The sequence below is a fragment of the Verrucomicrobiia bacterium genome, assembly GCA_035946615.1.
Classification (GTDB): domain Bacteria; phylum Verrucomicrobiota; class Verrucomicrobiia; order Limisphaerales; family UBA8199; genus DASYZB01.
Map to the genome: position 1 here is coordinate 23,896 of DASYZB010000001.1, position 9,022 is coordinate 32,917.

Sequence of the window (9,022 nt, forward strand, 5' to 3'; positions counted from 1 at the left end):
GAATCGTGCCCAAGCAACCAGCGAAACGGAGGCATTGGCAACCGCGCAGCCAGAGTGTAAAGAGCAGCCCTGCAATCTCCTTTAGAACGTCCTTTCGGCATCGCCTTGGTTGGTGGTCTGGCGGCTGGCCCGTTTCTCTTTCCAATGGCGGCAAAGGCTCAGGATAATTACGAGATACAGTTCTATGGGTCAGACACCGTCGCCGCAGGCCGCACGATGGTCGAGTTGCACAGCAATTATACCGTGGATGGCCAGCAACAGACAATCAATGGCGTGCTTCCAGACCAGCAAGCCTTCCATGAGACCCTCGAAATTACCGAGGGCATTACCCCCTGGTTCGAGACGGGCTTTTATGTCGTCGATGTTGGAATCGAATACTATAGTTCCCTGGGAGAGGTCGGCGGCTTCGGCCCCTGGGATGAACAACAGCACCAGATATTCCCCACACTCGACCTGAATCTCGCCCCTGATTTGGCGTTTAACTTCGGGTTGGCTTCGGTCTGACGAATACCACCGACGATTTGATCGTCCAACTCATCCTGGGCTACCGGTTTTGATTCGGATTGCCTGGAAACCGCCGGTGTCGTAACAATACCGCCGCTTAACTGAGTCCATGAAATCTATTATAAATCGCCGCTTGTTTCTCAAACGCTCTCTCGCAACGGCTGGCACCCTCTCCGCCAGCCATTTGTTGAGTTTCCCAAATCTGCTGGCCCAAGATGCCGGCAGAAAATTGAATTGCGCGCAGATCGGGTGCGGCGGACGGGCGATGACCCACCTGGATTGGCTGGTCAACGAGAGCAAGGACAATGTGGTGGCCCTGGTCGATCCCGACGAGAGGCGCCACGCGGTCGTCAAGCGGTGGCTTCAGAAGAAGGGGCAGGACCCGGACAAGGTCGAGGTCTTTACTGATTACCGGGTCATGTTCGATAAAATCGGCAAGAGCATCGACGCAGCCTTTATTGCCACTCCCAACCACCACCACGCCCCAGCCTCCATTCTCGCCATGGAAGCCGGCAAGGCCGTTTATTGCGAGAAACCGCTTACCCACGATATCGCCGAAGCCCGCCGGGTCCGCCAAATGGCCGCCCAATCCAAAGCCCCCGCTCAAATGGGCAACCAGGGCCATTGCGAGGACGGTTACCGTCGTCTTTGTGAATTTGTTTGGGGCGGCGTCATAGGCAACATTACCGAGACCCATAGCTGGACCGACCGCGCCAATGGCGGCGCCGGGCCGCGCCCGCCCGCGCTGCCTGTTCCAACCGGGTTGCACTGGGAGGAGTGGATCGGGCCGGCCCCATTCCGTCCGTTTCAAAGCGACCTGCACCCGCACGAATGGCACGGGTGGTACGATTTCGGCAACGGCTCCCTTGGCAACATGGGCTGCCACGTCCTGGACGGGGTCTTCTGGGCTCTGAAAATCGAGCATCCCACCTCGATTGAGGCCGAAGAGATGCGCGACGGCAGCGATGAGCGGTATCCCACGGGCGCTCGAATTCGCTTTGATATCCCCGCGCGCGGGGGCATGCCGCCCGCAAAGGTGTATTGGTACGAGGGTTTGAAGAAAGACGCCCCGTTGAGCGCCGCCAGCGGTGGCTTGCACGCCGCCAAGGGAAAGGCGCGTAACCTGCCTCCCTTGCTGCTTGAATTGGTCAAGCAGTACCCCGACGATGAACTCGATTCCAGCGATAGCGGCACGCTTTATGTGGGCGAAAAGGGCATCATCTATACAGCCACCTACGGCGGCAAGATGCACCTGGTGCCCAGGGACAAAATGACCTCAATCAAGCAGCCGCCCCGGACCTTGCCGCGCCCTAAAAACATCATCACCGATTTCCTCACTGCGGTTCGCGAAGGCAAAAAAGAGACCTCCGCCCCCTTTGACTACGGCGCCCGTCTGACCGAGTTTACATTGCTTGGAAACCTGGCCGAACACGCAGGCGCCGGGAACAAGATTGAGTGGGACGGCCCCGGGATGCGAGTTACCAACTCACCCCCAGCGGAGGCTTGGGTCAAACGCGCCTACCGCGAGGGTTGGATGATTTAGGCGGGGCGGAGCCTCGAACCGTGGCTCGTGCATCTTGCCCGAGTCCCCACGGGCGAGACGCCCGTGCCATGGCCAAAACTTGACCTGACAGCACGTTCCGGCTTAGCCCTCGGTCTGAAGCTTCTGCAGCTCGGCAATAAATTCCTTCGGGCTTTCTCCGCCGTAGCCGACCCTCTTTTTTAATTGCTTGCCGTCGCTGTTCAATACGACGACGGTTGGGAATCCCTCGATGCTGTATTTTTGAGCCAGTTTTTCATTGGCTTTTTTCTGCTCGGCGCTTTGCTTCTTCTCGTGGGGGAAATCGACGTCCACCAGAACGAGGTGATTTTTGGCGTAATCCAGGAAGTCCTGCGAGGAAAAGACGTTCTTCCGCAGGGCCTTGCACGGAGGGCACCAATCAGAACCATTGAAGTCCATCAGCACCAGTTTGTTTTGTTCCTTGGCCTGAGCCTGGGCTTTGGATAAATCCGTCAGCCACTGGCCTTCCGCCGCCCCGGCCTGCCATGCGACCCAGCAGGCAAGCAATCCGACTGCTATCTTTTTCATAATGTGTTCCCTTCGGTCCAGACTGTTTTCCCCCCAACAATGGTCGCCACGGCCTTGCCCGTTAATGGCCACCCATAGAAAGGGCTGTTTAGACCCTTGCTCGCGGTCGAGGTTTTGTCAAATGTCCATCGCCGGTCCGGATCGAACACGGTCACATCGGCATCAGCCCCTGGGGTGAGGGTGCCTTTGGATAAGCGTAACAGGTGAGAAGGGGCCACGGTGAACTTGGCTATCAGTTCGGATAGGCCGAGACGCTTGGCGTGGTACAACTGCATCAGGGCCAAAGCCAGTTCGGTCTCCAACCCGGTGATGCCAAAGGGGGCGTAGTCGAACTCAACCTCTTTCTCGTAATCACAATGAGGCGCATGATCGCTGCACAGAACATCAATGGTGCCATCAGCCAAGGCCTCGATGATGGCTTCGCGGTCCCGCGCCGAGCGCAAGGGCGGGTTCATTTTCAAACGCGTATCATAGCAAGGCCATGCCGGACGCGCGCCTCGATCCTCTCCAACAATCCCCTGGCCGTCCGCATCCCAGAATTTTTCGCTTCCGGCCACAGCCGCATCCGTGAGGGTAAAATAATGGGGACAGGCCTCACCGGAGATGGGCACGCCGCGTTTTTTTGCCTCGCGCAACAGCCGCGCGCTGCCGGCGGCGCTGAGGTGCTGGCAATGCACGAGTGAGCCGGTCGTTTCGGCCAGGAGAATATTGCGCGCGACCATCATCTCCTCGCCTGCTGAAGGCCAGCCGCGCAAGCCCAAGGCGGTGCTCCAGTAGCCTTCGTGCATCACGCCGTCGGTGACCAGGGAGTAATCCTGGCAATGGTCCATTACGGGCAAGTCAAACATCCGCGCATATTCCAGCGCTCGGCGCATCAGTTCGTTGTTCTGGACGCAATGCCCGTCATCGGTAATCGCCACGACTCCCGCCTTCTTCAGGGAGCCAATCGGGGCCAATTCCTCGCCGGCTATGCTGCGGGTGATGGCGCCGGCAACGAATACGTTCACTTTTCCCTGGTCGGCAGCCAGTTCATGAATCAGGGCAACGCTCCCGGGATTATCAATCGCCGGTGAGGTGTTGGGCATGCAAACGACCGACGTAAATCCCCCGCGCGCAGCGGCCGCTGTGCCGGTGGCGATGGTTTCCTTGGCGGCCTGGCCGGGCTCGCGCAGATGAACATGCAAATCTATCAACCCCGGACAAACTACCAGGTTCCGAGCATCCATGCGGGCTGTGCCAGCCCCGGCTTTTGCGGCGGCCTCAGGACCAATGGCGGACACCTTGCCTTCGGCTAAAAGGAGATCGGCCACCGAATCGAAGTGATTGGCCGGGTCGATTACCCGGCCGCCGGTCAGAAGCAGCGAGTTCATCCGGGCGCAGGATACATCAGGTCACCCGGAGTTCAAGCCCGGCTTGGAATTGCAATCGCCGCCTGCCAGCGGCGAGTCAATTCCGCCAGCAAATCCAAGGCCTGCTGGGCGTCGTCCAACTCGAAGCTCACACTGTGGTCACGGAAATAAATATACACCTCTTCGCTTTGGACCTGGATGCTGTAAATAGCCCGGGTCAGGAAGATGTGCTGTCCATGCCGCAGCAGCGGGCCGACGGCTTTTTCCCATTGTGTTCCCAGTTCGTTGAGCAACTCGCCTGCCGCCTCCATCGAGGCGGTCGCCACCTCGATTTTGCGCTGGTCATCGGTTTGAATCATGACCGCCGGCTCCTCCTCTTTCTGATAAACGGAAATCACTTTGTTCAGGTCGATTGTGAACAGCTCGTGTTGGTAAAGCATAGAGACCCCAGTGTGCGCCAGAAAACCGGCGACGTCGATTCTGTAGTGCCTCAGCCGCGGGGGCGAAGCGCGGCGTTCACGCCGCTTCGCCGTGCCATGGTTCCGATATGCTCACGTTGCTCTCTGAGGGTCTCGGGATCAGTATCTCGCCTTCTTCACGATTGAGCGATGAGCGTACAGGCGGTTGGCGCTGTCCTCGTAAACGAGGCGGTATTCCGTGTCGAGCAACCTCTGGAATGGAAGCTCGCGAGTGTCATTGGCGAGCAGCATCAGACCGGGCTTTGTCGATTCAAGCTCCTCGATGAGCCGCGCATTGCTCATATCACCGGACCAAAAACGTTTCAAAGACATCATGGCCAAATGCGGCGGTAGCGGAATTCGCGAGTGAAACGAGTAAATGGGTTGATCGGTGAACATGAAAGCGGTAAACGGCTCGAACCGTGCGATCTCCTTCAGGACCAAAGCGGTATAAAGCCGCGGCGCGCGGCGAATGGATTCGATCTGCAAATAGACGCGGCCTGTCATCCATACGGCCGAGCAGACAGCGAAGGCCGATAAGCCAATAATAAGCATTCGCGACTGAGGCGGGCGAGATGCAGCGAGACAAGAGGGCTTGCGATTCGTCGGTCCTGGCCGCCCAAGGAATGTCCTTTCAATCAGGAACCCCCACCCGAAGGCGGCGCAGAGGCATAACGGGAGCGAATTATGAATATAGTAGTAAGCCCACCATGGTTTGTGAATCGAGAATACAATCAGGGTAAGGGCAAGCCAAGCAACCGGGAAAACCCGCAAGGGCGTGGGCAGATGTGGCAGAACGGCCCGCTTATATGCGAACAGGCAGACGCCCACAAGCGCTGGGACGCTCACATCCCAGTTTTTAACTAGCACCAACCATTCGCACGCATGTTCGCTCGGCGAGCCGTATTCGAATGATTGAGTTGCGGCAAAATGCGAAAACCAAGCTTGACGCACCTGGGCTGCCAGGGGCGCCCCTGCTAGGCTGTTGACGACGAGAAATGTAACAGCGGCCGCTGCGGTAAAAATGCACAGCAAATGCAGGGGTGCCTTGTAAACGGGACAGGCCTGCGACGTCGCCTCGTGCGGTTGGGTGCCGCCAAGTGTGCTCCGAATGGAATCCGCGGCAGGATGGCCCCTTTGCCAAAGAACAAGGAACACGAGCGGAAGGTACATAACCCCTATCAATTTGAACTGGAGCGCAACGCCAAAAATGACCCCGGCCAGTGTCTCAATGGCGGCCCATCTAATTCTCGGGCCAACGACCAGGAGGCATAGGCACAGGAGGACCGGGGAAAGCGCCGGAACCTCCTGCATGGCGGAACTGCTGAGTTCGAGGAAACCCGGCGAAGCGATTAGGAACCCGCTGGCCAACGTCGCTACGAACATTCCTCCCAGCCGAACGGCTAACAGGTAAAAGCTGCCGATCAGGACCAGACTGGCGCCGACAGTCAATAGTCTCGGAAAGAGGATGGAATAGGAAAAGTGGATGGCCAGTCGAGACAGGAGAAAGGCGTAAAGGGGCGGTTGATCATTCCATACTTCGGTGTAAAGTCCGTGGCCATGGAGCACGAGCGGTACCTTTGAGAGTTCAAAATCTTCATCTGCGCCAATCTTCACAGCCGTGCCCAGCGGCAGAGCGCATTCAACCGCGATGAGGGCGCCCAGGATGAGCAGTAGGACCACAATTGAAATGTTCTTCACCCAAAAGGTCGTCTTCTCCGACTGTGGCTGGATCTGCCGCGCTTTGGACCCGTGGGCGGGTCTTGGCGCAATCGAAGATTGTCTGACCATTAGAGCCGGTATCTGTTATTTGCGAGATTTGACAGCAGCCGGAGGATCCCCTTGAGGTCTTGCCAGGCCGTGCTGAGGATCTTGACCCGACTGTCGGTGCTCTCAGTCCAGCGCACGGGCAGATCGAAGATGCGAAAGCCGAGCTTTTCCGCAAGCACCAGCAATTCGGTGTCCATAAACCAGCCGTCATCCTCGACGAGGGGCAGTAATCGCGCCGCAGCAGTAGCGGTGATTGCCTTAAAGCCGCATTGGGCGTCGGAAAACCGAGTGCGAAAGGCGGCTTTCACCAGCCGGTTGTAGGCCCGCGAGATGAACTCTCGCCTCAGTCCGCGCTCTGTCCGCCAAGGCGCCAGAAGGCGAGAACCTGCGGCCAAATCGTACCCACCCTCGACGAGAGGGTCAACCAGAGCAGGAAAAGCTTCGAGATCGGTGGACAGATCAACATCCATATACGCCAGCACGTTGGCAGCGCTGCTGCTCCATTTGGCCCAGGCCTCCTTGAGGGCCCTGCCACGACCTTTCTGCTCCAGGTGCATAACCCGTACTTCCCGGAACCGGCGGGCGAGCTGCAACGCCGACTGGTGCGTCCCGTCCGTCGAACCGTTGTTGGCGATGATGATCTCGAAAGTGTAACCTGTGGCCACCAAGAACGAACACAGCCTGCTGATGTTGCCCATCAACACCTTCTCCTCATTATAGACGGGGACAACAAGACTCACGAAGGCCTTCGCGGTGGGGACCTTGGGCGGAACAAGTGCTGAGCCGGAAGGAGACCGGGCTGGCACACCCTGCACCGGTCGCGCTGGAATTGAGTATATGGCAACCATGGGAGTTCGCGCCACGGCCACTCCGTGACGACAGCACCTCTACCATCCGGCGCCTGCACGCGGCGCCTTCGGCGGTGGCATTGGGACATCGAGTGGTTTGCGCAAGATATATTCGGAGCGTTCAACGTGTAGCTGCCGAAGCGAATTATCCGCTAGAAGCACTTGCACCGAGGCGACACTGCCAGCTTCCTCCTCCCCCCGCTTCATCCAATAGACCCAGTAAAGGGGCACGAAGTGCTTGCCGTTAAGGCCCTCAGGCGTAAACGCCGTGACATGGACATCGCATTCACCATTCAGCCGGTCCACGTCCATCGAAGCAGCGCGAAGGAATTGTGACGCCAGCCGCAGGGCGCTATTCGTGTCCATCCTGCTCATGGGCCAAGTAAACCGCTTCCGGAGCCGGTCATAATCCTTCCCTAGATCAGGCCGCTCGAGGAAAGAAAACTTGTTGCCCACCGAAATATAGTAGGTGTAGTTGCTTGTGGTGATGTTGCCGATGGCCGGCAGCCGGCCGCGGAGGGCTGGCGGGGTGATGTAGCTCTGCAGGATGTCACCCTCAGTGATCGGCAGCTTCTCGGGCAGGCGCAAGGCCTTGGCGACAGAGTTGGCCTCGGCAATGATTCGCCTTATAGCTTCCCTCGTGTACTCTGGATCGACGGTAGGCGCCAGCGGCGGAGGTCGAAACCCGGCGCGGGGGTGTCTCCCGGGCGGCTCCGCTGCGGGAGGCGCCGAGTTCGTTCCGAAAAGGTTCTTGTCGAATATGTAGTTCGTCGTGATCCCCGCTGCCCTTGCGTCCTCGGGATACAAGCCGATCAGGTCGCTGGCAGCGGCGGACCTGATCCCAGGGTCCGGATCGCGGCTCAAGCGGACCAGAACGGGCACCAAGGTGCTTTTCTCCACGTTTAGTTCCCTTAACCTCCCGAACGCCATCCCGCGCACGCGCTCCTCCTTGTGCTGGGTTAGCTGCACCAAGGCTGGGATAGCGGGCTCAGCCTCGTCCCCCAGCAGATCCAGAACTGTTTGGGCGAGGACGAGGTCCGCGGGCCGTCCCCCTCGCATCGATCCGAGTCGCGAACGCCAGAGCATTCGTGCCCCTGGCCCTGATAGCCGACGCGGCGGCGTCCATCTGCGCCCGTGTTCGCGGGGGCGGACGGGTCGGAAACCCCTTGCAGTAGATGCTCACCCACTCCGAAAGGGTTCGGCCGCCGTACTCCGGTTCCTTCGCACAGCCGCACCGGGCCAGCCCGACAGTAAGCACGATGGCAAGATGCACTGAACTGAGCATGATTGAGTGGCGCATGAACATTGGTGCGGGACGATTAAAGCTCACATGCAATCAACGGTAGTAAAACGACTGGTCGAAACCGGGCTTGTAGCCGGTTCGCGTGATGCCCGCGTAGCCGTAGATTCTGAGGTGGAAACTATTGCCCGCCGGCGGCTTTGGCTGGGTAATCGTGAACTTTATCCCGAGAGGGAAATACAGAATGTAATTAAGAAACGGCGAAGGCGGATATTCGACGGAGGCGTAATTTATGCATTCGTCAAGGGCGTAGCCTGACATCCAGGCGCTGAAGAAGACGGAGTAAGTTGAGTTCTCGTCGTCCCATTCGTTATCGAAAATCGGGGCCCGCGGCTCGTACACCCACGACAAAAAAGCCTGGGCCTTTTGCGGGGCCGCATCAATCTGAGCGGAACTAAGCCGATCGAAGATGCCGAAGGCGTGTGCAAATCCAGCGTCGTCGGCCCCTTGGCAACTGTCCAGAAAGACGAACCGGTACGGGTGATTTCGGTATGCATGGCCCTGGCCAGAAAAACTGTTGCCCAAGCGGCCGCTTACGATTCCCTGCATCACGGTGACCTGCCCGCGAGGCCCATCAGACAGTTGGTATTGGTTGCCATGGCCACTGAAGAAGAAATTTCTAGTGGCGTCCAGAACAAGGTTGTTGATGAGGTTATTCGCATCGGCCTGAGTACTCAAATAACCGGTGGCGCCAAGCTGTCCGT

General features: G+C 58.5%; 9 protein-coding genes. 2 read left to right on the forward strand and 7 right to left on the reverse strand.

The features are described from left to right. Positions 1 to 144: 144 nt before the first annotated feature. Both VG146_00125 and VG146_00130 read left to right on the forward strand, forming a co-directional pair. Complete coding sequence (locus VG146_00125) at positions 145 to 504, forward strand: hypothetical protein (protein ID HEV2390743.1); 360 nt, start codon at positions 145 to 147, stop codon at positions 502 to 504. 109 nt (positions 505 to 613) lie between these two features. After that, complete coding sequence (locus tag VG146_00130) at positions 614 to 2,047, forward strand: Gfo/Idh/MocA family oxidoreductase (protein ID HEV2390744.1); 1,434 nt, start codon at positions 614 to 616, stop codon at positions 2,045 to 2,047. Positions 2,048 to 2,149: 102 nt separating this feature from the next. On the opposite strand, the gene VG146_00135 is transcribed toward VG146_00130, so the two are convergent. The 7 genes from VG146_00135 to VG146_00165 all read right to left on the reverse strand — a co-directional run. Then, positions 2,150 to 2,593: a thioredoxin family protein gene (locus VG146_00135; GenBank protein ID HEV2390745.1), complete on the reverse strand. Its 444-nt coding sequence runs from the start codon at positions 2,591 to 2,593 to the stop codon at positions 2,150 to 2,152. Next, positions 2,590 to 3,963, reverse strand: a complete 1,374-nt coding sequence (locus VG146_00140) for a dihydroorotase (protein HEV2390746.1) — start codon at positions 3,961 to 3,963, stop codon at positions 2,590 to 2,592. Before VG146_00140 ends, VG146_00135 begins: the two co-directional genes overlap by 4 nt. 32 nt (positions 3,964 to 3,995) lie before the next feature. Then, positions 3,996 to 4,382 (reverse strand): hypothetical protein, encoded by a 387-nt coding sequence (locus tag VG146_00145; GenBank protein ID HEV2390747.1) that lies wholly within the window; start codon positions 4,380 to 4,382, stop codon positions 3,996 to 3,998. Positions 4,383 to 4,520: 138 nt separating this feature from the next. Continuing rightward, complete coding sequence (locus VG146_00150) at positions 4,521 to 6,101, reverse strand: hypothetical protein (protein HEV2390748.1); 1,581 nt, start codon at positions 6,099 to 6,101, stop codon at positions 4,521 to 4,523. Positions 6,102 to 6,190: 89 nt separating this feature from the next. Next, positions 6,191 to 6,910, reverse strand: coding sequence for a dolichyl-phosphate beta-glucosyltransferase (locus VG146_00155; protein HEV2390749.1), 720 nt, complete (start codon positions 6,908 to 6,910; stop codon positions 6,191 to 6,193). Between the two features lie 147 nt (positions 6,911 to 7,057). Continuing rightward, positions 7,058 to 7,918 carry a hypothetical protein gene (locus tag VG146_00160; GenBank protein ID HEV2390750.1) on the reverse strand — a complete coding sequence of 287 codons (861 nt, stop codon included), beginning with the start codon at positions 7,916 to 7,918 and terminating at the stop codon, positions 7,058 to 7,060. Between the two features lie 436 nt (positions 7,919 to 8,354). Continuing rightward, positions 8,355 to 9,022, reverse strand: a 668-nt coding sequence (locus tag VG146_00165; protein ID HEV2390751.1) for a hypothetical protein, incomplete at its 5' end; no start/stop codon positions are given.

What these genes read in the sequence shown, in the direction of transcription:
- VG146_00125 (HEV2390743.1), top strand. Translation starts at nt 145, where the DNA reads ATGGCGGCAAAGGCTCAGGATAATTACGAGATACAGTTCTATGGGTCA.
- VG146_00130 (HEV2390744.1), top strand. Translation starts at nt 614, where the DNA reads ATGAAATCTATTATAAATCGCCGCTTGTTTCTCAAACGCTCTCTCGCA.
- VG146_00135 (HEV2390745.1), bottom strand. Translation starts at nt 2,593, where the DNA reads ATGAAAAAGATAGCAGTCGGATTGCTTGCCTGCTGGGTCGCATGGCAG.
- VG146_00140 (HEV2390746.1), bottom strand. Translation starts at nt 3,963, where the DNA reads ATGAACTCGCTGCTTCTGACCGGCGGCCGGGTAATCGACCCGGCCAAT.
- VG146_00145 (HEV2390747.1), bottom strand. Translation starts at nt 4,382, where the DNA reads ATGCTTTACCAACACGAGCTGTTCACAATCGACCTGAACAAAGTGATT.